The 23817-nt window shown below is 63.6% G+C and carries 17 protein-coding genes; 7 read left to right on the top strand and 10 right to left on the bottom strand.

All coding sequences use genetic code 11. The annotated features are described in order from the left end of the window. Positions 1–86: 86 nt before the first annotated feature. From ACTJKM_RS05545 to ACTJKM_RS05505, 9 genes are all read right to left on the bottom strand, one after another. Positions 87–1718, bottom strand: a complete 1632-nt coding sequence (locus ACTJKM_RS05545; protein ID WP_058326795.1) for an ABC transporter ATP-binding protein — start codon at positions 1716–1718, stop codon at positions 87–89. Then, on the bottom strand, positions 1711–2538 hold the full coding sequence (locus tag ACTJKM_RS05540) for an ABC transporter permease (RefSeq protein ID WP_058326794.1): 828 nt from the start codon (positions 2536–2538) through the stop codon (positions 1711–1713). The genes ACTJKM_RS05545 and ACTJKM_RS05540 overlap by 8 nt, the downstream gene beginning before the upstream one ends. Further along, positions 2535–3644 carry an ABC transporter permease gene (locus ACTJKM_RS05535; protein ID WP_058321866.1) on the bottom strand — a complete coding sequence of 370 codons (1110 nt, stop codon included), beginning with the start codon at positions 3642–3644 and terminating at the stop codon, positions 2535–2537. Before ACTJKM_RS05535 ends, ACTJKM_RS05540 begins: the two co-directional genes overlap by 4 nt. Continuing rightward, a complete protein-coding gene (locus ACTJKM_RS05530; protein ID WP_058326793.1) occupies positions 3644–5233 on the bottom strand; it encodes an ABC transporter substrate-binding protein in 1590 nt (529 codons plus the stop codon). The genes ACTJKM_RS05535 and ACTJKM_RS05530 overlap by 1 nt, the downstream gene beginning before the upstream one ends. 338 nt (positions 5234–5571) lie before the next feature. Then, positions 5572–6354 carry a carnitinyl-CoA dehydratase gene (locus ACTJKM_RS05525; protein WP_058321818.1) on the bottom strand — a complete coding sequence of 261 codons (783 nt, stop codon included), beginning with the start codon at positions 6352–6354 and terminating at the stop codon, positions 5572–5574. A 3-nt stretch (positions 6355–6357) separates the two neighbouring features. Beyond that, positions 6358–8424 (bottom strand): acetate--CoA ligase family protein, encoded by a 2067-nt coding sequence (locus ACTJKM_RS05520; RefSeq protein ID WP_058326792.1) that lies wholly within the window; start codon positions 8422–8424, stop codon positions 6358–6360. Positions 8425–8619: 195 nt separating this feature from the next. Further along, complete coding sequence (locus ACTJKM_RS05515; protein ID WP_058321821.1) at positions 8620–9780, bottom strand: acyl-CoA dehydrogenase family protein; 1161 nt, start codon at positions 9778–9780, stop codon at positions 8620–8622. A 140-nt stretch (positions 9781–9920) separates the two neighbouring features. Next, complete coding sequence (locus ACTJKM_RS05510; protein WP_440660007.1) at positions 9921–11414, bottom strand: carnitine 3-dehydrogenase; 1494 nt, start codon at positions 11412–11414, stop codon at positions 9921–9923. A gap of 16 nt (positions 11415–11430) precedes the next feature. Further along, on the bottom strand, positions 11431–12333 hold the full coding sequence (locus ACTJKM_RS05505; RefSeq protein ID WP_058321823.1) for a 3-keto-5-aminohexanoate cleavage protein: 903 nt from the start codon (positions 12331–12333) through the stop codon (positions 11431–11433). 108 nt (positions 12334–12441) lie between these two features. Between ACTJKM_RS05505 and ACTJKM_RS05500 the strand changes: the two genes are divergently transcribed. Beyond that, positions 12442–13413, top strand: a complete 972-nt coding sequence (locus tag ACTJKM_RS05500; RefSeq protein WP_440660005.1) for a GlxA family transcriptional regulator — start codon at positions 12442–12444, stop codon at positions 13411–13413. A 347-nt stretch (positions 13414–13760) separates the two neighbouring features. Here the strand turns inward: ACTJKM_RS05500 and ACTJKM_RS05495 are convergent, their stop codons facing one another. Continuing rightward, positions 13761–14939 (bottom strand): LysR family transcriptional regulator, encoded by a 1179-nt coding sequence (locus tag ACTJKM_RS05495; RefSeq protein WP_058321825.1) that lies wholly within the window; start codon positions 14937–14939, stop codon positions 13761–13763. A 219-nt stretch (positions 14940–15158) separates the two neighbouring features. On the opposite strand from ACTJKM_RS05495, the gene ACTJKM_RS05490 reads away from it, so the two are divergent. The 6 genes from ACTJKM_RS05490 to ACTJKM_RS05465 all read left to right on the top strand — a co-directional run bounded on the left by ACTJKM_RS05490 (position 15159) and on the right by ACTJKM_RS05465 (position 22806). Further along, a complete protein-coding gene (locus ACTJKM_RS05490) occupies positions 15159–16697 on the top strand; it encodes an aromatic amino acid lyase (RefSeq protein ID WP_058321826.1) in 1539 nt (512 codons plus the stop codon). Between the two features lie 18 nt (positions 16698–16715). Further along, the gene (locus tag ACTJKM_RS05485) at positions 16716–18092 is read left to right on the top strand and encodes a dihydroorotase (protein ID WP_058326787.1); all 1377 of its coding nucleotides are present in this window, start codon (positions 16716–16718) and stop codon (positions 18090–18092) included. Further along, complete coding sequence (locus ACTJKM_RS05480) at positions 18092–19375, top strand: Zn-dependent hydrolase (RefSeq protein ID WP_058326786.1); 1284 nt, start codon at positions 18092–18094, stop codon at positions 19373–19375. Before ACTJKM_RS05485 ends, ACTJKM_RS05480 begins: the two co-directional genes overlap by 1 nt. Position 19376: 1 nt before the next feature. Then, on the top strand, positions 19377–20471 hold the full coding sequence (locus ACTJKM_RS05475) for a DUF917 domain-containing protein (RefSeq protein WP_058326785.1): 1095 nt from the start codon (positions 19377–19379) through the stop codon (positions 20469–20471). Between the two features lie 13 nt (positions 20472–20484). Next, positions 20485–20814: a TfoX/Sxy family protein gene (locus ACTJKM_RS05470; protein WP_058326784.1), complete on the top strand. Its 330-nt coding sequence runs from the start codon at positions 20485–20487 to the stop codon at positions 20812–20814. 333 nt (positions 20815–21147) lie between these two features. Next, positions 21148–22806 (top strand): urocanate hydratase, encoded by a 1659-nt coding sequence (locus tag ACTJKM_RS05465; protein WP_058326783.1) that lies wholly within the window; start codon positions 21148–21150, stop codon positions 22804–22806. Positions 22807–23817: the final 1011 nt, after the last annotated feature.

Below are 23817 nucleotides of genomic sequence, written 5' to 3'. Positions count from 1 at the left end.
TTTCATTGAAACAGCGAATTGCTCCAACTGTTTGAAATTGCGCAATTCCGGACGGAAAACCGTTTCACACTTTTCCTGGAATTGCCTTAGTTTCCGGCGCTTTCCATCCTTCGCGTCTTCAGCACGCGCTCCAGCCAGCCGATCTCCATTTCCGGAACCGATTTCAAAAGCAGGTCGGTATAGTCGTCGAAGGGTGGCGACAGCACCTTCGATTTCGGCCCGAAGCGCACGAGGCGGCCGCGATGCATGACCGCGACGCTGTCGGCGATCGCCCGGACGATGGCGATGTCGTGGGTGATAAAGACATAGGAAACAGCGGTTTCTTCCTGAAGCTTCAAAAGCAGATTCAGGATGCCTTCGGCCACCAGCGGGTCGAGCGCCGAGGTCGGCTCGTCGCAGAGGATCAGTTCCGGCTTGGCGGCCAGCGCCCGGGCGATCGCCACGCGCTGTTTCTGCCCGCCGGACAGCTCGGCCGGATACCGATCGAGGAAGCGGCTGCCCATCTCGATCTGGTCCAACAGTTCCTTGACCCGCTCCGACTTCTTCTGGCCGTGCATGCCGAAATAGAAGGAGAGCGGCCGGCCGACGATGTCGCGCACCGTCTGGCGCGGGTTCATCGCCGTGTCGGCCATCTGGTAGATCATCTGGATGCGGCGAAGCTCGTCATTGCTGCGGCCCTTCAAGGCCCGCGGCAGTTCCTTGCCCTCGAAGCTGATGCGGCCCTCGGTCGGCGGCAGGAGGCCGGTGATGACGCGGGCGAGTGTCGATTTGCCCGAGCCGCTTTCGCCGACGATCGCCAGCGTCTGGCCCTTCGGCAGATGCATCGAGACGTCGTGCAGCACCTTGAAGCCGTTGGCGTAGCCGGCGCTGACGTGCTCGATCTTCAACTGCGCCCCGGCCTGGTCGGCCGCCTCGTCGCGCTTGGTCTGGCGGACGCTGACGAGTGCGCGGGTGTAATCCTCCCGCGGTGCCTCGATCACCTGCTTGGTGGTGCCGTATTCCACCGTCTTGCCGTGGCGCAACACCATGATGTCGTCGGAGATCTGGGCGACCACCGCGAGGTCGTGAGTGATGTAGAGCGCTGCCGTATGCGTCTCCTCGATCGCGTGCTTGATCGCGGCAAGCACGTCGATCTGGGTCGTCACGTCGAGCGCAGTGGTCGGCTCGTCGAAGACGATCAACTCCGGATTGGGGCAAAGCGCCATGGCGGTCATGGCGCGCTGGAGCTGGCCGCCGGAGACCTGGTGCGGATAGCGGTCGCCAAAGGTTTCCGGATTGGGGAGGCCCAGCACCCGGAACAGATAGAGCGCCCGCTTCTTCGCCTCCTCACGGTTCATGATGCCGTGGCGGAGCGACGCCTCGATTACCTGGTCACCAAGCCGGTGGGCCGGGTTGAAAGCGGCGGCCGCGGATTGCGCGACGTAGCAGACCCGGGCGCCGCGGATCGAGCGGATACCGTTCTTGTCGAGCGTCAGGATGTCCTTGCCATCGAGCAGGACCTGGCCGCCGGTGATGCGCACGCCGCCGCGGCCATAGGCGAGCGCCGAAAGCCCGATGGTCGACTTGCCGGCGCCAGATTCGCCGATGAGGCCGAGCACCTTGCCCTTCTCAACGTCGAAGGAGACGCCCTCGACGAGGGTCACGACCTTGGGCGGTTCGCCCGGCGGATAGCTGGTCGCTTCGATCTTGAGGTTCTTGACGGAAAGCATCTCAGGCATCGCCGCGTCCTCCCTTGAGGCTCGAGGTTCTTTTCATCAGCCAGTCGACCACGAGGTTGACGCAGATCGCCAGCGTGGCGATTGCCGCGCCCGGGATCAGGGCCGCCGAAATGCCGAAGATGATGCCATCCTTGTTGTCCTTGACCATGCCGCCCCAGTCGGCGGACGGCGGCTGGATGCCGAGGCCGAGGAAGGAGAGGGTGGAGAGGAACAGGATCGAGAAGGCGAAGCGCAGGCCGAATTCGGCGAGCAGCGGCGACAGCGTGTTCGGCAGGATTTCGCGGAAGATGATCCAGAGCGAGCCTTCGCCGCGCAGCCTTGCGGCTTCGACGAATTCCATGACCGCGACATCGAGTGCCACGGCGCGGCCGATGCGGAAGACGCGGGTGCTGTCGAGCACTGCCATGACCAGGATCAGGATCCACAGATGCTGCGGCAAGACGGCGAGAACGACGAGGGCGAAGATCAGCGTCGGGATCGCCATCATCAGGTCGTTGAAGCGGGAGAAGAACTGGTCGGTGAAGCCGCCGACGACGGCCGCCGTGAAGCTTAAGAACATGCCCAGCGAGAAGGAGAGCACGGTTGCCGCCAGCGCCACGAAGATGGTGGTGCGGGCGCCATAGACCAGACGCGACAGCAGATCGCGGCCGAGATTGTCGGTGCCGAGCAGGAAGTCGCCGCCGGCCGGAAGCCAGATGTCGCCGACGACGTCGCGTTCGCCGAAGGGGGCGATGACGGGCGCGAAGACGGCACAGAAGATCGCAAGGGTGATGCCGGCGATGCCGACCCAGGCGCTGAAGGGAATGGATCTCAGGTTCATCGCGGATGCCTCAGTCTCGGGTTGGCGATGATTGCGAGAATGTCGGCCGCCATGTTGAGGAAGATGTAGAAGGCGGCAAAGATCAGGCCACAGGCCTGGACGACCGGCATGTCGCGCACGGTCACCGCATCCACCATGTATTGCCCCATGCCGGGATAGACGAAGACCACCTCGACCACGACGACGCCGACGACGAGATAGGCGAGGTTGAGGGCGATGACGTTGATGACGGGTGCCACCGCATTGGGAGCCGCATGGCGCGCGATGATGCGGAACATGCTGAGGCCCTTCAGCTCCGCTGTCTCGACATAGGCCGAAGACATCACGTTGAGGATGGCCGCACGGGTCATGCGCATCATATGGGCGAGCACGACGAGAACCAGCGTCGCGACCGGAAGTGCTATCGCCGAGAGACGTTCAGTGAAGCTCATGCTGTCATAGACGGTCGCGGGGAAGGTCGCGATGCCATATTTGACGGCGAAGAACATGATCAGGAGATAGCCGACGAAGAACTCGGGCAGCGAGATGGCTGCGAGCGACACGACGTTGATGATCTTGTCCGGCAGCCTGTTGCGGAACTGAACCGCCAGCATGCCGAGGCCGACGGCGAGCGGCACGGAAACGAGCGCTGCGAAGAAGGCGAGAAACAGCGAATTGCCGAGGCGCTTGCCGATCTGCTCGCCGACCGAATTCTTGCTGGCCCAGGAGGTGCCGAAATCGCCTTTGACGGCACCGCCGAGCCAGGACAGGTAGCGTTCGGTCCAGGGCTTGTCGAGGCCGAGATCCTTGCGGATGTTTTCAACCGCCTGCGGCGTTGCGGACTGGCCGAGATAGGTGGTGGCGAAGTCGCCGGGAAGCGCCTCGATGCCGCCTGATATCATCAGCGACACGGCAAAGAGCAGGCCGACACTCAGGCCCAGGCGCTGCAGGATCAGCGCCGCGAGCGGGCGGCGGAAGGTGAAGCGGCGCCAGAAGGTGCCGCCGATTTCACCATCCGCAGGGTTGGGTTTTGCTGGTACTCCGGAAAGTTCGGCAGGGCGCGGATGGGTTCCATCCGCGCTCCCGTCCGTCGGAACCGGACCAGTGAGCGGTCCGCTTTCCATCATCATGCGTCCAGCCACACCCGGGTTGCGACATAGCCGTTCGACATGTCGTTGCCGATGTCATGCACGTAGCCCTTCACCTGCTTGCCGGCGGCATTCACGAAGTCGTTGAACATCGGCAGGATCAGGCCGCCTTCGTCACGCACCATCATCGCCATGGTCCGGTACATCTCCTTACGCTTCGCTTCGTCCAGCTCGGAGCGGGCCTCGAGCAGGATCTTGTCGAAATCGGCGCGCTGGAAGCGGGTATCGTTCCAGTCGGCGTTCGAGAGATAGGCGGTGGAATACATCTGGTCCTGGGTCGGGCGGCCGCCCCAGTAGGACGTCGAGAAGGGCTGGACGTTCCAGACGTTTGTCCAGTAGCCGTCGCCCGGTTCGCGCTTGACCTCGATTTCGATGCCGGCCTTCTTGGCGCTTTCCTGGTAGAGCACCGCCGCGTCGACCGCGCCTGGGAAGGCGACGTCGGAGGTGCGCAGCAGCACCGAGCCGCTATGGCCGGACTTCTTGTAGTGGAAGGCCGCCTTGTCCGGGTCATAGGCGCGCTGCTCGATGCCCTCAGGGAAGAGGGCATAGGTGTCGTTGATCGGGAAGTCGTTGCCGACCTTGCCATAGCCGCCGAGGATGCGCTCGACCATGGTTTCGCGATCCATCGCGTATTTCAGCGCCAGCCGCAGGTCGTTGTTGTCGAACGGCGCCGTGTTGCAATGCATGATGAACACGTAGTGGCCGCGGCCCGACGTGTTCAGGATCTCGACAGTGGGCGCCCTCTTCAACAGGTTGACCGTCTTCGGATCGACTCGGTTGATGAAGTGCACCTGGCCGGAGGAGAGGGCGGCGATGCGGGCCGTCGCATCGTTCATGGCGATCAGTTCGACGGAATCGACATAGCCACGATCCGTGCGCCAGTCGTCGGCATTCTTTTCGAAGGTGGCGCGAACGCCGGGTTCGAAGCTCGTCACCTTGTAGGGGCCGGTGCCGATCATCGCGTCGGGACTGTCGAGACCGCCGTTCGGCTGGATGATAAGGTGGTAGTCGGACAGCAGCAGCGGCAGGTCGGCATTGCCTTCCGTGAGTGTCAGCACGAGCTTGCCGCCGTCGGCCTTGATTTCCTTGATCGACTTCATCACGCCGAGTGCGCCCGATTCCGACTTGTCATCGGTGTGGCGCTGCAACGTCTTGATGACGTCGTCGAGCGTCAACTCCTTGCCGTCGTGGAACTTCACGCCCTTGCGGATGTTGAAGGTCCAGGTCGATGCGTCGGCCGAGGGCTCCCAGGATTCGGCAAGTGCCGGCACCGGTGCGCCTGTCGTCGGATGGCTTTCGACCAGCATGTCGCCCCAGTTGCGTCCGACGACGAACATGAATTGCGAAAGCGCCTTGGCCGGGTCCTTCGAGTCGGTGGCGGCGGCACCTTCGAGGCCGAGCTTCAGATGGCCGCCGCGCTTCGGCTCCTGCGCCGCCGCGCTGGTCGCAAACAGCGTGCCGGCCGTCGAGGCGAGAATGCCGGCAGCGGCTGCGCGGCCGAGAAACTCGCGCCGGTTCATCTTGCCGAGCATGACCTGTTGTGTGAGGTAATCCTTGTAATCGCTCATTCCCCTGTTCCCTTCTTTGTCGGCATTCGCCGTTCGTTGTGGTTGTTAGAGATTGCTGCGTACAGCCATTGTATCGATGGCATTTCGGATCGGCCCGGGCGGCCGCTTCTTGTTTCGTCGGGTTTCGTTCTCCTTTCGTCGACCGGGCGCATTAGCTTCAGATCGATAAGCGTAGTCGCTGGAACCGATCTTGTAACGCCCTAAATTACAATTTATTTCCATAAGCTTGGCTTATGGACGCGTGGTTTATGGCGCGCGGCTTTGCCCGCGCGTCTCGTCACGTCTCAATGCCGGTCGCCCGGCTCGGTTCCCTGCGCCACCAAGGATGGCGGGGTCTGTCAGCGGCCCTTCCAGACGGGGTCGCGCTTCTCGGCGAAGGCGCGTGCGCCCTCCAGCTGGTCTTCGCTAGAATAGAGAATGTCGACCGTCTTGAACTGCCGTTGGGTGATCTTGTTCATGGTCGTCTGGAAGGCCTCGCCTTCGGCGGCGCGCACCACTTCCTTGATCGCGGCATAGACGAGCGGCGGTCCGCTTTCGAGCAGGCGGGCGAGTTCCCAGGCGCGCTCCATCAGCTTGTTTGCCGGCAGGATCTCGTTGACGAAGCCCCAGCGGTGGGCTTCCGCCACGTCGAGCCAGCGACCGGTCAGGAGCATGTCCATGGCGATGTGATAGGGGATGCGCTTCGGAAGCTTGATCGAGGCGGCGTCCGCAACTGTGCCGGAGCGGATTTCAGGTAGCGCGAAGGTCGCGTGTTCGGCGGCAAGGATCAGATCGGTCGACAGCGCGATTTCGAGACCGCCACCGCAGCAGATGCCGTTGATCGCCGCAATGATCGGCTTGTTGAGGTCGCGCAGCTCCTGCATGCCGCCGAAACCGCCGACGCCGTAGTCGCCGTCGACTGCGTCGCCATCGGCGGCCGCCTTGAGGTCCCATCCCGGACAGAAGAATTTTTCACCGGCGCCGGTGATGATCGCGACGCGTAAGCTGTCGTCGTCGCGGAAATCACGGAAGATCTCGCCCATCACCCGGCTGGTTTTCAAGTCGATGGCATTGGCCTTCGGCCGGTCGATCGTGACTTCGAGAATGCCGCCTTCGCGGCGCGTGAGGATCGGTCCGGTCATGGGTCAGTTCCTCCGGCGGATGAGGGCGTCGGCGGCAACGGCTCCCTGGCCATTGGGCAACACCATCAAAGGATTGATATCGAGTTCTTCGAGCTTCGAGGCGTTTGAAACGACATAGGATGCCGCTGCCGCGACAGCGTCGGTCAATGCGCCGAAATCGCCGGGCGGGCTGCCGCGATAGCCGTCGATGAGCTTGCGGATTTTCAGCCCGGCGATCGCCTCCTTGATCGCTTCCGGCGTCGTCGGCAGCGTCAGGATGGCGGAATCGTCGAGCAATTCCACCAGGATGCCGCCGGCGCCGATCGTCAGTACCGGACCTGCCACGGGATCGCGCATGGCGCCGATGATCAGTTCGGCGACGGGTTTTGCCACCATCTTCTCGACCAGGTAACCCGAGGCGACGGCGGCCATTGCCTTTGCTGCCGCATAAACGTCATCGCGGTTTGCAAGGTTGAGCTTCACGGCGCCCGCTTCGGTCTTGTGGGCGACGCCCAGACCCTTGAGCACGACGGGGAAACCGAGGGCCTCGGCAGCGTTTGCGGCCTCTTCGGCGGTCGCCGCCGTTCTGCCTTCAGGCACCTTGAGGCCCGAAGCGGCAAGCTCCACCTTCGCCTCATGTTCGCTGAGCGTGATCGCCTCGCCAGCGGCGCTGCCGCTGCCGTCGAGCAGGCGGGGCGGGACCGGTTTCATCCAGGCGGCGCCGATGTCGGCGGCCGTCTCGATCGCGGCCAGCGCCTCCTCGATGCCGAAGAAGGGGACGACACCCGCCTTCATCAGGAAGAGCGCCGTCGCCTCCGGCATGTTCTCGCCAAGGCTCGCGACGATGCCGGCGCGGGCGCCGGTCGCCCGTGCCGCGTCGATCACCGCGTGGCAGGTCGTCTCCCAGTCGGTCGCGTCGCAGCGGTCAAGCCGCGGGAAATCGAGCACGAGGAGATTGATCGCATAGCCGCCCTTCATCATGGCGGTAAACGCGGTGGTCTGCTTCTCGCGGTTGCCCCAGACGAAGGTGTGGTAGTCGAGCGGGTTGGCGATCGTCACCATCTCGCCGAGCGCATCCTTGAGCGGCTTCTTCTGCTCTTCACGCAGTGCCCGGTAGTTCACCCGGTAGCGCTCGCCGGCGTCCGCCATCAGCGAGGCCTCGCCGCCGGAACAGCTCATCGAGGAGATGTCGTTGCTGTCGAGCGGGCCGGCCACATGCAGGAGCTTCAGCGTTTCGAGAAGCGCTGGCAGCGTATCGACGCGGCCGATGCCGAGGCGGGCAAGCAGAGCCGAGGAGACGCGGTCGTTGCCGGCAAGTGAAGCGGTGTGTGAGACGGTCGCAAGCTGCGCCGCCTCCGATTTGCCGACCTTCAGCGTCACGACCGGCTTGCCGAGTTCGCGCGCCCGCGTCGCCAGCCGTTCGAGGGCTGCCACGCTGTCGAAGCCTTCGATATGCAGGCCGACGGCGGTGACGCGCGGGTCTTCGAGCACGGCGCAGGCGATGTCGGACAAGCCCGTCTGCGCCTGGTTGCCGGCGGTCATGACATAGGCGAGCGGCAGGCCGCGCGTCTGCATCGAGATGTTGCAGGCGATGTTGGAGGATTGCGTCAGGATGGCGACGCCCTTTTCGACGCGCTGCATTCCATGCTGGTCCGGCCAGAGCAGGGCGCCGTCGAGCATGTTGATGAAGCCGTAGCAATTCGGCCCGACGATCGGCATGTCGCCGGCAGCCGCCACCAGCGCCTCCTGCATGTCGTTGCCGTCGTCAAGCTCGCTTGCCGCCTCGCGAAAGCCCGAGGCGTAGCAGACGGCACCACCGGCGCCGCGCGCAGAGAGATCGCGGATGATGTCGATCGTCAGCTGCCGGTTGACGCCGACGAAGGAAGCATCCGGGGCGCCAGGCAGTTCCGCCACCGAGCGGTAGCACTTGCGGCCGAGGATCTGGTCCTCGCGCGGATGCACCGGCCAGATCTCGCCGGAAAACCCCATCTTGTCGCATTGTTCGATGACACGCCGGGCTTCCTTGCCGCCGAAGACGGCGATGGTGCGCGGACGGATCAGGCGGTCGAGGGAGCGGGGGGCGTCGGTCATGCCGTCTTGCTCTCCCTCATTCCTGTGCTTGTCACAGGAATCCAGCCGGCTTGCGTCGGCAAGCCGATAGGAACTCTTTCCATCTCGAAGCGCATGCGCTTGTTGCTTTGGTCATGGGCGGCACGGACGTGCCGCTGCTGGATTCCTGTGACAAGCACAGGGATGAGGGAGGGAGAGAGGGTGGCCGTCATCCCGTCACGCTCCCAGCGGCCGGAGCAGGTCGCGGCTGATGATGTGGCGCTGGATTTCGGACGTGCCGTCCCAGATGCGCTCGACGCGGGCGTCGCGCCAGAAGCGGGCGAGCGGCAGATCGTCCATCAGGCCCATGCCGCCGAAGATCTGGATCGCCTCATCGGTGACGCGGGCGAGCATCTCGGTGGCGAACACCTTGGCCGACGCGATCTCGCGGTTCGACGGCAGGCCATTATCGAGCCGCCAGGCGGCAGACAGCGTCAGGAGGTCGGCGGCGTCGATCTCGGTGATCATGTCGGCGAGCTTGAAGGAGACGCCCTGGTTGGCGCCGATCGGCTTGCCGAATTGCTTGCGCTCGGCGGCGTAGTTGAGCGCATAGTCGAAGGCACGGCGGGCGCGGCCGACCGAGGTCGCCGCCACCGTCAGGCGGGTGGCGAACAGCCAGTCATTGGCGACGTCGAAGCCCTTGTGCACTTCGCCAAGGATCTGGGACGAGGGCAGGCGGCAATCGTCGAAGGTGAGGATGCAGTTGTTGTAGCCGCGATGCGAGACCGAATTGTAGCCCTTGCGGATCTCGAAGCCCGGTGTGCCGCGGTCGACGAGGAAACAGGTGATCTTCTTCTTGGGGCCGCGCGGCGTCTCTTCCTCGCCGGTGGCGATGAAGACGATGACGAAATCGGCGATGTCGGCATGGCTGATGAAATGCTTGGTGCCGTTGACGATCCAGTCGTCACCGTCCTTACGGGCAAAACACTTCATGCCGCGCACGTCGGAGCCGGCGTCCGGTTCGGTCATGGCGAGCGCGTCGAACTTGTCGCCCTTGACCGCCGGAAGCAGGTATTTCTCGCGCTGCTCGGCATTGCACGCCATCAGGATGCCCGAGGGGCGGCCGAAGAAGACGGTCAGGCCCATGGAGCCGCGGCCAAGCTCGCGCTCGACCAGCGTGAAGGAGGTGTGGTCGAGGCCGGCGCCGCCGACTTCTTCCGGAAAATTGCAGCCGAAGAAACCGATCTCCTTGCACTTGCGGGCGATCTCCTGGCCAAGCTCGCGCGGCACCACCCCCGTGCGCTCGACCTCGTCCTCATGCGGATAGATTTCCGTTTCGACGAAGCTCCTGACCGTATCGACGATCATCTGCTGTTCTTCGGTCAGTGCGAAATTCATTGTTCTCTACCCCTCGTTTTCGCGCCGCTGACGTCCATTCCGCAAACGAGAGATGCCTCCTCAAGCCTCCCTCTTTTGCAGTTTGCAGCCTCGCCGCCGGTGCGGCGAAGCTGCCTTGTCGTGACCTGCCGCTGTTGCGGTCAGGCGCGCTTCTGGCCGACGAAGCGGCCCACACCTTCCGGTGCCGGCAGCTGCGCATGTGCTTCGGAAATGGCGGCAAGCTTGCTCAATACGTGTTCCGGTGCCGGCACGGACTTACCGGCCTTGCTGTCGACATGGAGTGCCATCTGCTCGGCGGTCGCGACCGCTTCGTTGGTCTCGGCGTTGTAGATCGTCGAGAAGATGTGCAGGCGCTTCTCGTCGGAGGACAGCACCTGGCAGGTCGAATAGAGCGCGTCGCCGAGCCTGGCTTCGCCGAGGTTCCGGATGTGGGTCTCGACGGTGTAGTAGCTGTGGCCGTCGCGCACATAGTCGAGATCGACGCCGATCAGACGCAGCAGGCCATCGGTCGTATCGCCGAAGACCTGGAGATAGCGATGCTCGGTCATGTGGCCGTTGTAGTCGACCCAGGCAGCACTGACCTTGGTGTCGACGATGCGCAGCGGCTTGACGTCGCCGAGGTTTGCTTCCGGCTTCTTGGCCTTGGCCCAGAGCTTGGCCTCGAAATCGGCGAGCAGCTTGCCGGCACCCCAGCCTTCGCCACCATTGCCCGATTTCAGCGCATGCATGATGCCGACGAGGTTTTCGTCGCGGATGCGCTCGAGTTCGCGGATCGAGCGGCCGGCGGCCTGTGCGTCCGACTGGGCGCCGATCTTTTCGACGAGCGCATCGTCGAGATCGACGACATCGGTGAACTTCGTCCAGGCCCATTTCAGGCAGGGACCGAACTGGGCGAGGAAGTGGCGCATGCCGGCTTCGCCGCCGGCGATGCGATAGGTCTCGAACAGGCCCATCTGCGCCCAGCGCATGCCGAAGGAATAGCGCATGACGTTGTCGAGCGTTTCGGTATCGCAGATGTCGTCCTGGATCAGCCAGAGCGCCTCGCGCCAGAGCGCCTCGAGCAGGCGGTCGCCGACGAAAGCCTCGATCTCCTTGGCGATGACGACGCCCTTCATGCCGATCTGCTCGACGCCCTGCATGGCGCGCTCGATCGTCGCCTTCGACGTCTTCTTGCCGCCGACTAGTTCGACGAGCGGCAGCAGGTAGACCGGGTTATAGGGGTGCGCCACGAACATGCGCTCGGGATGGTGCATCTCGGCTTGTAGATCGGAGGGCAAAAGACCCGAGGTGGACGAGCCGATCAGCGCATCGGCCTTTGCGGCCGCATCGATCTTGGTGATAACGCCGCGCTTCAGTTCCAGCCGTTCCGGCACGCTTTCCTGAATCCAGTCAGCACCTTCGACCGCTTCCTCGATGCTCTTGCAGAAGGTGAGTTTCCCCTTCGGCGGCAGTGGCGCCATGGTCAGCATGGCGTAGGCGCGCTCAGCATTGGCCATGACTTCGCCAATGATGCGCTCGGCTTCCGGATGCGGGTCGAAGATCTTCACGTCGATGCCGGCAAGCGCGAAACGCGCAACCCAGGCGCCGCCGATAACGCCGCCGCCGACACAGGCTGCTTTGGTGATAAAGCTCATGGTGTTCTGCCCTTGCTCAGCGCTTCGTCAGCTTCAGTTTCTCGCGGACTTCCTTCGGCCCGATGATCTTGGCGCCCATGCCTTCGATGACGCCGACCGCCTTTTCGACGAGCTGGCCGTTGGTGGCGAGCTGGCCCTTGCCGATATAAAGGTTGTCTTCGAGGCCGACGCGGACGTTGCCGCCGGCAAGGACCGCCGCTGCCGGGTAGGCAAGCGCGTTGCGGCCGATGGAGAAAGCCGAGAAGGTCCAGTTATCAGGCACGTTGTTGACCATCGCCATGAAGGTGTTGAGGTCGTCAGGCGCACCCCACGGAATGCCCATGCAGAGCTGGATCAGCACCGGATCCTCGATCAGGCCTTCCTCGGCGAGTTGCTTGGCGAACCAGAGATGGCCGGTGTCGAAGGCCTCGATCTCGGGGCGGACGCCAAGTGCCGTCATCTGGCGCGCCATTTCCCGCAGCATCGATGGCGTGTTGGTCATGACATAATCGCCGAGCGAGAAGTTCATGGTGCCGCAGTCGAGCGTGCAGATTTCCGGCAGGCACTCGGCCACATGGGCGACACGCTCGGTGGCGCCGGCCATGTCGGTGCCCTTCTCGTTGACGGGCAAGGGGCTTTCGACATTGCCGAACACCAGGTCGCCGCCCATGCCGGCCGTCAGGTTCAACACGATATCGATATCGGCGGAGCGGATGCGGTCGGTCACTTCCCGGTAGAGATCGAGCCTGCGGGAGGGCGCGCCGGTTTCCGGATCGCGAACGTGGCAGTGGATCACGGCGGCCCCGGCCTTGGCTGCCTCGACCGCCGCTTCGGCGATCTGTTTCGGCGTGATCGGAACATGGCTGGACTTCGAAACGGTGTCTCCCGAGCCGGTGACGGCACAGGTGATGAATACCTCGCGGTTCATGCTGAGCGGCATTGCTGTCTCCCTTTTATTGAGACCATTACGAGCCAAGAAGGGCGCCGCTGCTTTTCATTATCGGCTGCATCCTATACATTATCGGCGACAGAGCGGAGAAGTTTGGGCATGGATCAGAACGTTTCGCAGGTGCAGCAGGTCGATATCCTGGTGCTGCCGGAGACCAATTTGATCCTCGTTGCCTCCGTCATCGAGCCGATGCGCGCGGCCAACCGCATCGCCGGGCGGCCGCTCTACGACTGGACGATCTACAGCCCGGACGGCGCGCCGATCGAGACAAAGAGCGGCATACCCATCCCCGTCTCGGGCATCTTCCGGCCGCAGCGCGAAACGTCGCCGCTCTTCATCCTCTCGAGCTACAACTGGCAGCGTAGCGCCACCTCGCAACTGAAGATGCTGCTTTCGCAGACTGCCCGGCATCGCGAGCTGATGGCCGGCATTGAGTCCGGCTCATGGCTGCTCGCCGAAACCAGCCTGCTCGACAACTTCAGCGCCACGACCCATTGGGAGGATTTCGAGGATTTCACCACCACCTATCCGCAGGTGACCATGGTGCGCGAACGCTTCGTCATCGACGGCAAGCGCATTACGACCGGCGGTTCGCTGCCGACACTCGACTTGATGCTAGAACTGATCCGCCGCGCGCACGGCTATTCGCTGGCGCTCGAAGTGTCCCGCCTGTTCATCTACGAGCAGGAGCGTACCCGCGGCGACCTCTTGCAGATGCCGGCGATCGGCAACATGCGCATCCTCGATCCGCGCGTCGGCGCCGCCGTCAAGCTGATGGAGGAGACCGTGGAGGCGCCCTTGACGCTGGCGCGGCTTGCCCGGCGTATCGGCGTCAGCACCCGCCATCTGCAGGACCTTTTCCGCGACACGATGGGTGTCGCCCCACATGAACACTATCTGGCGCTGCGTCTCAACGCCGCGCGGCGCAAGGTGATCGAGACGCGCCTGGAATTCGCCGACATCGCGGCGATCTCCGGCTTCAACTCATCCTCCTCCTTCTCGCGCAGCTACCGGGCGCATTACCGCGAAAGCCCGAGCGAAACTCGGCGGCGGCTGAAGCTGAAGACTTGAAGTCGTACTTCAAGTGTTGATTCAAGGAAGAGTTTTTCGGAGTCGTTTCAGGCGCTTGGTGGCGGATGATCAGGAACTGATTCCGAAGCCGGAGCGTCAGATGCGGAGCCTGCTTGCTTTGGTCCACGACAGTCTCTCTCCTCCGTCATTCCTGTGCTTGTCACAGGAATCTCTAGCAGTTCCGCAGGAACTGCGGGACCAGCCCAAGTCCTTGGGCTGAAAAGAGTCTTTTCGATGCGCCGACGCGCGTCGACTAGATTCCTGTGACGAGCACAGGAATGACGGCAAGGGAGATGCATCGGCATACGAGATCTTTGTGCTGTGTACTTCGTGACACCCGCACAGTGTCAGGTCGGCGCGCTCGCCTTCATCATCGAAATCATCAGTTCGCCGATCTCGCCGGCGAAAGCGCCACGCGGCCAGACAAGTGTGAGGGATTGCCGGTAAGCAGGGCCAAGCTGGATCATCGCCGGAGGCCGATGCATCCTTGCGAGCGAGGATTCCGGCAGCACCGAGAGGTAGCCGTGTTGAGCGACGAGGTTGATGATAACAGGAATGGAATCGACTTCGACGAGGGCGATGCGGCGACGCTCGGTCTCATCAAGCGTGTCGTCGAGGAAGCGTGCGGTCTCGCGGCGCAATCCGCTCCTGACGCTTGGCACTGCGATCGGGCAGGCGGCGAGCAACCTTGGCAGGTCGCCTGCGAATGCGGAAAGGACGGAGGCGGGGCCTGCCAGCGCCAGCGGCATCTGCGACACCAGCCGGCCGTCGCAATCCAAGGGGATCTCGGCGACATCGAGAAGGGCGGCGTCGAACCGCCTGCTTCTAAGGCCAGCCAAAAGTTCATCCGCCGTGGTGCTGGATATGTATAGCGGCTGGCGCGGGCGGGTGCGTTGCCAGTTCGCCGTCAGCGCCGCCAGCATGCGGGCGATCTCGCTTTCGGGACCGAGCGGCATGACGGCGCCTAGGCGCCAGGTCGCGGCGTCGCGGCGGAAGCGATCGGCCGATGCGTGTGTCAACCGCGCCCAGATGTCTAGCAGGGCCTCGACCAAGGGAATGATCCGCTCAGCGGTTGCCGTGCCGAGGACACCGCCATGAGAGCGCTCGAACAGGCGGCTGCCGAGATGGCGTTCAAGGTCGGCCATCTGCCGTGTCAGCTGCGGCTGACCGAGGCCGAGCGCCTTGGCGGTGGCGCGGATGCTGCCGGAGCGGGCGATCCGGACGAAGCGATCGAGCGCGACGAGGCCGATCGGCGGCGTGGGATCGATCGCCTCCTTACCTGCCGCCTCCATGATGGCAGCAATCTTGGTCGTTGCCTCCCTGATTTCAGTCGCGCGGGCACGCGCTTCGAGCGTCAGGACGAGTGCGGTTTCTTCTCGCCGGAACAGCGACATGGAGATCGCCTGTTCAAAGCGCTTGATGGCGGCGCTGACGCTTGAAGGCGCGCGTCCGCTGAGCTTGGCGGCGCGGCGGATGCCGCCTTCGCGGAGCACCGCATCGACGATCACGATCGTTGCCAAGTCCATTCGGCGATCCTTCTGCCAGACGAGCGGTACCATGCGCCGATGGCATGTCCATGATTACGCATTGCCCGTTCCAGATTTGGGATATAGCACGAGCGGGCGATAAGCGCATAGCATGCATAAAGCAACCAAGGCCTTGCGAGCGGCGGTTGCGAGACATCAGAGCATCCGCGCACCGTTTCGAAACCGAAGCGAGTCCGGCGCGGAAAGGTATCCATCGGCATGCTGCACCAGGTCAAAACCATCGTTCTCTGCGGGAAACCGCTGGACTTCGCGACGCTCGAGGACATCGGGACGGGAAGGGTTCGGCCGGTGGCCGATGACGGCGGCATGGAACGGGTGGCCGCCGCCCACAAGGTGGTTGCCGAGCGTGTCGCGATGGGGCTTCCCGTCTATGGTTCCAACACCGGCGTCGGCTCGATGAAGGACCGTCTCTGGACGGCCGACGATCTGGCTGAATTCAACAATTCGCTGGTCAGAGCCCATCACTTCGGCACCGGCGAGTTCTTCGCGCCGGCGATCGTGCGCATGGCGATCGCCATCCGCGTCAACACCGCCATGCGCGGCCACACCGGCTGCAGCCCGGATCTGATCCGGGCGTTTCTGTCCCTTCTTGCGTCCGACATCATTCCGGCCGTGCGCCGGCACGGCTCGATGGGCTGCGCCGATATCGGCCTGATGGGGCAGATCGCCTCGGTGCTGACAGGCGTCGGCGAGGCCTACTATCAAGGGCGCCTCGTTTCGGCCGAGACGGCGCTTGCCGAAGCGGGCCTGAAGCCATTCGTCATGCAGCCGCGCGACGCGCTGGCGGCGCTCAGCGTCAATGCCATCTCCTTCGCCGCGGCGGCCAACGTGCTGCGCGAGGCGGCGGCCGCGATCCGCGTGCTGCTCGTCACTGGCGTTATGTCATCCTTAGCGCTTGGCGCGTCGGCCGATCCGTGGCGGGTGGCGGCAACGCTCTCGACCCGCGGCGAGGCGCTGGTCGGCTCCTGGCTCTACGGTCAATCCGGTGTTGCAGACTGGCCGGTGCCGACGGCCATCCACGATCCGCTCAGCCTGCGCATGACCGCCCAGGTGTTCGGCGCCGTCGTCGATACACTGATGGTTGCCGCCGGGCGGCTGGTGGAGGCGACCTATCTCTCCGACGACAACCCGGTGGTGCTCGGCGGCCAGGTGCATTCCTCCGGTGCGTCGCTGCCGTTGACCACAACGCTCTATATCGAAGCGGCACAGATCGCCTTTTCGCATGCGGCGCGCAACGTGCTGAACCGCTGCATCCTTCTGTCGAACGGCGGACGTCGCAATCTCTCGGTCAATCTTGTCGCGCCGGGAGAGGTGGCGACCGGGCTCGGCCCGCTGATGAAGCTCGCCGTCGAGCTCTACATGCGCGTGCAGTCGCTGGCCGTGCCGCTCTCGGCGCAATCGATCGTGGTTGCCGGCGGTCTCGAGGAAGAAGCGACCTTCCTGCCGCTGATCGTCGAGCGCATGGAGACCCAGGTGCGGGACCTGCGCCAGCTTGCCGCCATCGAGGCGATGCTGTCGTCGCAGGCGATCGATCTCGTCGGTGACCAGCCGCAGGGCGTCGTCAAGCGCGCCTACGACCAGACCCGTTCCGTCAGCCCTATGTATCTCAAGGACCGGCCGCTCTCGAAGGAGATCGAGGCGCTGCAGGATGCCTTCACCTGCCACGACCTGCTGCGCTCCTTTGTCGCCACCGCGCCGATGCCCGAGTTCGACGACTTCTTCGCGCTCGGCAAGTGACACAACGAGGAGAACAGCATGTCCGATTTCGATCTCGTTCTGAAAGGCACCGTTGTTCTCCCGCACCGGATCGTCGAGGGCGGGCACGTGGCGGTGCGCGATGGCAAGGTGGTGCATGTCGGCCAGGGGGCGGCACCGGCCGCGCGTGAACGGCATGATCTCGGGAATGCGCTGATCCTGCCCGGCGCCGTCGATGCGCAGGTGCATTCGCTGTCGCAGAAGAACCAGGAGGATTTCATCTGGTCGACGCGATCGGCTGCGGCCGGCGGCGTCACCACCATCGTCGACATGCCCTATGACGAGGGCAATCTCGTCTGCTCGGCTGAAGCGCTACGCCGCAAGATCGACCATGCCGGTCCGCAGGCGCGCATCGACTTCGCGCTTTATGGCACCGTTGACCCAGAGGAGGGGCCGGCGCGCATCGGCGAAATGGTGGAGGCGGGTGTCGCCGCCTTCAAGTTCTCGACCTTCGGCACCGATCCCAAGCGCTTTCCGCGCATTCCGGCAGCGCTCCTTGAAGACTGCTTCCGCGCGATCGCGCCGTCAGGGCTTTCAGCCGGCGTGCACAACGAGGACGACGAGGCGGTGCGGGCGGCGATCGATAAGGTCAAGGCGGCGGGCATCACCGACTACCGCGCCCACGGGCTGTCGCGCCCGCCGCTGACGGAACTGCTTGCCACCAACCAGATTTATGAGACCGGCGCTGCCACGGGCTGCCCCGCGCATGTGGTGCATTGCTCGCTCGGCCGCGGCTACGAGATCGCCGCCGCCTACCGCGCGCAAGGGCACGCCGCGACGATCGAGTGCTGCATCCACTATCTGACGCTCGACGAGGAAAACGACGTTCGCCGGCTCGGCGGCAAGGCCAAGATCAATCCGCCGATCCGCCCGCGCGCCGAGGTGGAAAAGCTCTGGCGGCATGTGGCCGACGGTACGGTGACGATGGTCTCGACCGATCATGTGAGCTGGTCGGAGGATCGCAAGACCAATCCGGACATGCTGGCCAATGCCTCCGGCGTGCCGGGGCTCGAAGCCATGGTGCCGCTCTTCGTCAAGGGCGCGCTGGAGCGCGGAATTCCGCTGACTCGGGCAGCCGAACTGATGACGCTGAACCCGGCGCGGCATTTCCGCCTCGACCATCAGAAGGGCGCACTCGAAGCCGGCAAGGATGCCGATATCATCGTCATGACGCCCGAGCCCTATGTCTATGACGCGGCGGCAAGCGGTCACAACGTTGTCGGCTGGTCGCCCTATAACGGTATCAGGCTGCCCTGGCGGGTATCTGCCACGTATCTGCGCGGCAGGCTCGCCTTCGATGGTCGCGAGGTGCTTGCCGAGCCCGGTGTTGGGCAATTCGTGCGCCCGTTGCCGACGCTTGCGCTGCAGGAGGCGTAATGATCAAGACGGCCCATAACAAAGTCCCAGCCAACCTGCCGGTCAATGCCGGCCGGATCGCCGGGATCATCAACGGTCTCGCCGGCATAACCGAGCCGGATCGGCCCTATACGCGGCGCGCCTTTACGCCGCTGTTCCTCGAAGGCCGCGCATTTCTCGACCGGCGTTTTCGGGCGGCCGGGCTTGAAACCCGGATCGACGCCGCCGGAAATCTGATCGGCCGGCGCAAGGGGCGCAAGTCGGCGCTCGGCACCATCATGCTCGGCTCCCATTCCGACACGGTGCCGGAGGGTGGTCGTTTCGACGGCATTGCCGGCGTCGCGGCCGCGCTCGAAGTGGCGCGGGCGCTGACCGACAATGGAATCGAGCTCGACCATGACCTGGAGATCGTCGATTTCCTCGCCGAGGAAGTGTCGATCTTCGGCGTCTCCTGCGTCGGCAGCCGCGGCATGGCGGGCGTGCTGCCGGATGGCTGGCTGAGCCGCGCGCAGGGCGAGTTGAGTTTGCGGCAGGGTATCGTCGAGGTCGGCGGCGACCCGTCGCGGCTTTCGGGTTCGAAGCGCTCCGACATCAGGGCCTTTCTGGAACTGCACATCGAGCAGGGGCCGGTGCTCGAAACCGGGCGGCTCGATGTTGGGGTCGTTACCGCCATCTCGGGCATCACTCGCATCGAGATCATCGTCGAGGGGCAGGCCGATCACGCCGGCACGACGCCGATGGGGCATCGGCGCGACGCGTTGATCGCAGCCTCCCGGCTCGTGCTGGAGATCGAGCGGCTGGCGATGGAGTTTTCGCGGGGTGACGGACACTTTACCGCAACGGTCGGCGAATTTGCGATCGAGCCGAATGCGGCGAATGTGGTGCCTTCGCGCGTGCGGTTGTTGATCGACGCCCGCGCCGAGCTGCGCCCGCAGATGGAGCGGTTTCTCGCGACGCTTGGGCCCCTTTGCCAGGCTCTCGCCGAGGCATCGGGCGTGACGATCGCGCCTGCCAACGTGATTTCCGACAATCATCCGACGCCGGGTGACGCGCTGCTGCTTTCGACGCTCGAAGAAAGCTGCGACGCGATCGGCGCGAAGCATCGGCGCATGGCGTCCGGGGCCGGGCACGACACAGCCTGGATGGGCCGCATCACCCGCTCGGCGATGATCTTCATTCCCTGCCTCGGTGGGCGCTCGCATGCGCCGGAGGAATGGGCGGAAAACGACGACATCGCGCTTGGCGCCGCGGTTCTCTTCGATGCGGTGAAGAGGCTCGACAGACGATTGCAGGAGAAGGTGTGAGATGGGCCGGATACTGAAGGAAAAGGACGTCGAGGCGGCGGTCAAAGGTGGGTCCGTCTATGCGGCGGGCGGTGGCGGCTGGGCCGACCATGGGCGCATGCTTGGCTATGCGGCGGTCTCGATCGGCAAGCCGGAGCTGGTGTCGATCGACGAGCTCGACGCCAACGACTGGGTGGCGACGGCAGCGGCCATCGGCGCACCCGCCTCGACCACGCCCTGGGAAATGCGCGGCGTCGATTACGTCAAGGCGGTGCAACTGTTGCAGGAGGCGCTCGGTGAGAAGCTTTCTGGCCTGATCATCGGCCAGAACGGCAAGTCCTCGACGCTGAACGGCTGGCTGCCTTCGGCGATCCTCGGCACCAAGGTGGTCGACGCGGTCGGCGATATCCGCGCGCATCCGACCGGCGACATGGGCTCGATCGGCCTTGCCGGTTCACCCGAACCGATGATCCAGACGGCGGTCGGGGGAAATCGCGAAGAGAACCGCTATATCGAGCTGGTGGTGCGCGGCGCCACCGCCAAGGTCTCGCCGGTCCTGCGCACCGCGTCGGACATGTCGGGCGGCTTCATCGCGTCGTGCCGCAATCCGGTGCGCGCGTCCTACGTGAAAGCCAATGCGGCGCTCGGCGGCATTTCGCTGGCGCTGGCTCTGGGTGAGGCGATCATCGCGGCGGAGGCCAAAGGCGGCAGCGCCATCATCGACGCGATCGTCAAGACGACCAATGGCGCGATCCTAGCCGAAGGTACGATCACCGACAAATCGGTCGTCTATACCAAGGAAGCCTTCGACATCGGCACCGTTACGCTGGGGACGGGCGCTGACTCGACGGTATTGCACGTGATGAACGAATACATGGCGGTTGACTCTGCGGAAGGCCGGCGGCTTGCGACCTTCCCCGACGTCATCACCACGCTGTCGCCGGAGGGCGAGCCTTTGAGCGTCGGCCAGCTTCAGGTGGGCATGAGGATCTTTGTTCTGCATGTGCCGAAGACGGTGGTCCCGCTTTCGTCCAGCGTGCTCGACCCGACGGTTTATCCGTCTGTCGAAAAGGCGATGGGCATCGAGCTTGCCCGCTACGCGCTTTCCGAAAGCTGATGGGAGCGATGCCATGGCGCGTGATGCCGGGCTTGAGGAACTGATACGGGAGGAACTCGGCGAGCGAGCCGGCCTTTCGGAAAAGGCGATGTTCGGCGGCTGGGCCTATTTGCTGCATGGCAACCTGCTCCTTGGCGCACGCGAGGGTTCGCTGCTGGTGCGGCTCGGCAAGGGCAATGACGGCTGGGCGCTTGCGCTGCCCGATATCGAGCTGATGGTGATGAACGGACGCGCGATGCATGGCTGGGTGCGCGCGGGTGCGGATGCCTATGGCGACGATGCCTTGCGCCGGCGGCTGCTCGATGGGGCGATTGCCTTCGTCGAGACGCTGCCGCCGAAGTGAAGGTTGGTGGTCTGCCCGCCAATAAGTGTTGGCGGGGTTGCCCCTCACCCTAACCCTCTCCCCGCAGGCGGGGAGAGGGGACGTGGCCGCCATTCTCCGCAGTGCGTGTGGCACGCGGTGCGCCATTCACCGGCCGATCGTGGAAGGGGAAACGGCCGCGGTTCGCATTCGGCAACCGAGGCAAACGCAACGCCATCCCCTCTCCCCGCAAGCGGGGAGAGGGCTAGGGTGAGGGGCAGCGACTCCCGCCGACGTAAATGGGGGCAGCGACCTTCTGCCGACATGAATGAGAGGGGCAATCACCCCGCCGAGACAACAATGAGGAACAGGACAATGCCCAAGGCCAACCCCCGTCACCCTGGTTTCCCGATCCCCGGCGGGCCGGAGCTGCGCGCCAAGGGCTGGCGGCAGGAGGCGCTGCTGCGGCTGCTCGAAAATGTGCTCTCCGTCGGCGAGGATCCGGACAATCTCGTCGTCTATGCCGCCCTCGGCAAGGCGGCGCGCAACTGGCCGGCGCATCGCGCCATCGTCAAGGCGCTCACCGAGATGGACGAAGACCAGACGCTCATCATCCAGTCGGGCAAGCCGGTGGGGCTGTTGAAGACCCATGCCAAGGCGCCGCTCGTCATCATGGCCAACTGCAACATCGTCGGCCAATGGGCGAAGGCCGAGGTGTTCTACGAATTGCAGCGCAAGGGGCTGATCTGCTGGGGCGGGCTGACGGCCGGCGCCTGGCAATATATCGGCAGCCAGGGGGTGATCCAAGGCACCTACGAGATTTTCATGCGCATCGCCGAGCGCCGATTCGGCGGCGATCTCTTCGGTCGTTTCGTGCTGACGGCGGGTCTCGGCGGCATGGGCGGGGCGCAGCCGCTAGCCGGCCGCATGGCGGGGGCTGCGATCCTCTGCGTTGACATTGATGCGGAGCGGGCGAAGAAGCGCCGGGAGATCGGCTATCTCCAGGAGATCGCGCCGGATCTCGATGCGGCGCTGGCGATGATCGACGCGGCCGTGAAGGAGAAGCGCGCGCTTTCCGTCGGCCTCGTCGGCAATGCGGCGGAAATCTACCCGGAAATCGCACGGCGCGGCATCGTGCCCGACGTGGTGACCGACCAGACCTCGGCGCATGATCTCGTCTACGGCTACGTGCCGAAGGGCATGAGCCTCGACCAGGTGAAGTCGCTGCGCGATGACGGCCAGGGGCAATTGATGGCGGCAAGCCGTGCCTCGATCGTCGAACACGTCAAGGCGATGCTCGACTTCCAGAAAAAGGGCTCGGAAGTCTTCGACAACGGCAACCTGATCCGCACCCAGGCCCGCGAGGGCGGCGTTGCCAATGCCTTCGACATTCCGATCTTCACCGAAGCCTATCTCAGGCCGCTTTTTGCCCGCGCCATCGGGCCGTTCCGCTGGATGGCGCTGTCAGGCGAGGAGAGCGACATCGCCCGCATCGACGACCTTTTGCTGGAGATGTTCCCGGACAACAAGATCATCACCAACTGGATCAAGCTCGCACGTCAGCATATCCCCTTCGAGGGCCTGCCGGCCCGCATCGCCTGGCTCGGCCATGGCGAGCGCACGGCACTGGCGCGGCGCGTCAACGAGCTGGTCGCATTCGGCGAACTCAAGGGACCGATCGCGTTCTCGCGCGACCATCTCGATGCCGGCGCCATGGCGCACCCGAACATCATGACCGAGCGGATGAAGGACGGATCGGACGCGATCGCCGACTGGCCCTTGCTCGACGCCATGCTGCTCTGCTCGTCGATGGCCGATCTCGTCGTCGTGCATTCCGGCGGCGGCGGCTATGCCGGCTATATGACCAGCTGCGGCGTGACCGTCGTTGCCGACGGCACGGCTGAGGCCGACGAGCGGCTCGACCATGCGCTCACCAATGATACCGCTCTCGGTGTCATCCGCTATGCCGATGCCGGCTACGACGAGAGTTTCGAGGAGATTGCTGCCAAGGGCATCGGGCATGTGAAGGTGTGAGACGAGGCGTGAGAGGTTTCCCGAGTGGAGCCTCAATAAATCCTTGATTCGAGCCGTTTTAATCTGTGCGCCTGGTGATTGCGAGTGCATGAAGCAAAAACATGAAATGTAGAAATAGTGCGGAAAAAGTAGATGTAGCGATATTTGAAACTGTCTTGTGAAGGCCGAGCATAGTAAACTGGCCTTTGTCAACAAGAATTCCGTCAGAGTCTGTAATAGATACCGCCGGCGATCCGGATCCAAAATAATATATATAGAAAACAAATGCTATAATAGAATTTACGAATATCATGTCTGAGATCATCAATGATCTAAAAATAGTATAATTAGATATTGAACCAGAGATGTTGTTAATAAGTTCAACTATGGCAAATATTATCGCTAGCCAAGCGGTGAGAAGTGCAGACCTCAAGAATATTCCAAATATAATTGGCATTGCCATGTGTTGAGAAAAATAAACAATACCAGCGTCAATGATAAATGCCATAAATAGTACAAATATTATGCATAGAAATCTGATGAATAAGATAGTTGAGGTGCGCTGCATATTCCATCCAGGTGGAAACTACGCTCATAATGCGAGTTTTTTCACTTTATTTCAGGGGTGCCCGAGCCTCAGAAATACCGCCTGCCATTCGCCAGTCACCATCTGCAGAAGTACAGTCGTGTCCGACTTAAATGATTATCGCGAGAATGGAGACGGCTCCAATTATCAGAAAGGACGTTAAGAGGCGCTTATTTCCCCTTTTCTTGATGTTCCTAATGAGCACTTCAAAATTAGTTCCGTCAATGGTCTGGCTGACGGATTTATGGCGAGACGCGTTGAGCCCCGCAACCGGACGGGCACGTACTATCTACGCCTTGGTGCAAGGCGTGGCGCGGGACGGTTCCGGAGGCTTGATAAGGTCGCCTCCCTCATCTCTGTGCTTGTCACAGAGATCCAGCGGTGCCGCGTCGGTGGCGCGAAAGGCACTTTCGATCAGGCGTTCTCAAGAGTCATTCACGGCGCGG

Source organism: Ensifer sp. 22460, assembly GCF_052044935.1.
Lineage (GTDB): Bacteria > Pseudomonadota > Alphaproteobacteria > Rhizobiales > Rhizobiaceae > Ensifer.
The sequence above is the reverse complement of the archived record's forward strand: the minus strand, read 5'-3'. Positions and strand labels throughout refer to the sequence as shown.

What these genes read in the sequence shown, in the direction of transcription:
- ACTJKM_RS05470 (WP_058326784.1), top strand. Translation starts at nt 20,485, where the DNA reads ATGGCGCGTGATGCCGGGCTTGAGGAACTGATACGGGAGGAACTCGGC.
- ACTJKM_RS05465 (WP_058326783.1), top strand. Translation starts at nt 21,148, where the DNA reads ATGCCCAAGGCCAACCCCCGTCACCCTGGTTTCCCGATCCCCGGCGGG.
- ACTJKM_RS05520 (WP_058326792.1), bottom strand. Translation starts at nt 8,424, where the DNA reads ATGACCGACGCCCCCCGCTCCCTCGACCGCCTGATCCGTCCGCGCACC.
- ACTJKM_RS05500 (WP_440660005.1), top strand. Translation starts at nt 12,442, where the DNA reads ATGGATCAGAACGTTTCGCAGGTGCAGCAGGTCGATATCCTGGTGCTG.
- ACTJKM_RS05490 (WP_058321826.1), top strand. Translation starts at nt 15,159, where the DNA reads ATGCTGCACCAGGTCAAAACCATCGTTCTCTGCGGGAAACCGCTGGAC.
- ACTJKM_RS05510 (WP_440660007.1), bottom strand. Translation starts at nt 11,414, where the DNA reads ATGAGCTTTATCACCAAAGCAGCCTGTGTCGGCGGCGGCGTTATCGGC.
- ACTJKM_RS05475 (WP_058326785.1), top strand. Translation starts at nt 19,377, where the DNA reads ATGGGCCGGATACTGAAGGAAAAGGACGTCGAGGCGGCGGTCAAAGGT.
- ACTJKM_RS05530 (WP_058326793.1), bottom strand. Translation starts at nt 5,233, where the DNA reads ATGAGCGATTACAAGGATTACCTCACACAACAGGTCATGCTCGGCAAG.
- ACTJKM_RS05535 (WP_058321866.1), bottom strand. Translation starts at nt 3,644, where the DNA reads ATGATGGAAAGCGGACCGCTCACTGGTCCGGTTCCGACGGACGGGAGC.
- ACTJKM_RS05505 (WP_058321823.1), bottom strand. Translation starts at nt 12,333, where the DNA reads ATGCCGCTCAGCATGAACCGCGAGGTATTCATCACCTGTGCCGTCACC.
- ACTJKM_RS05545 (WP_058326795.1), bottom strand. Translation starts at nt 1,718, where the DNA reads ATGCCTGAGATGCTTTCCGTCAAGAACCTCAAGATCGAAGCGACCAGC.
- ACTJKM_RS05485 (WP_058326787.1), top strand. Translation starts at nt 16,716, where the DNA reads ATGTCCGATTTCGATCTCGTTCTGAAAGGCACCGTTGTTCTCCCGCAC.
- ACTJKM_RS05515 (WP_058321821.1), bottom strand. Translation starts at nt 9,780, where the DNA reads ATGAATTTCGCACTGACCGAAGAACAGCAGATGATCGTCGATACGGTC.
- ACTJKM_RS05540 (WP_058326794.1), bottom strand. Translation starts at nt 2,538, where the DNA reads ATGAACCTGAGATCCATTCCCTTCAGCGCCTGGGTCGGCATCGCCGGC.
- ACTJKM_RS05525 (WP_058321818.1), bottom strand. Translation starts at nt 6,354, where the DNA reads ATGACCGGACCGATCCTCACGCGCCGCGAAGGCGGCATTCTCGAAGTC.
- ACTJKM_RS05495 (WP_058321825.1), bottom strand. Translation starts at nt 14,939, where the DNA reads ATGGACTTGGCAACGATCGTGATCGTCGATGCGGTGCTCCGCGAAGGC.
- ACTJKM_RS05480 (WP_058326786.1), top strand. Translation starts at nt 18,092, where the DNA reads ATGATCAAGACGGCCCATAACAAAGTCCCAGCCAACCTGCCGGTCAAT.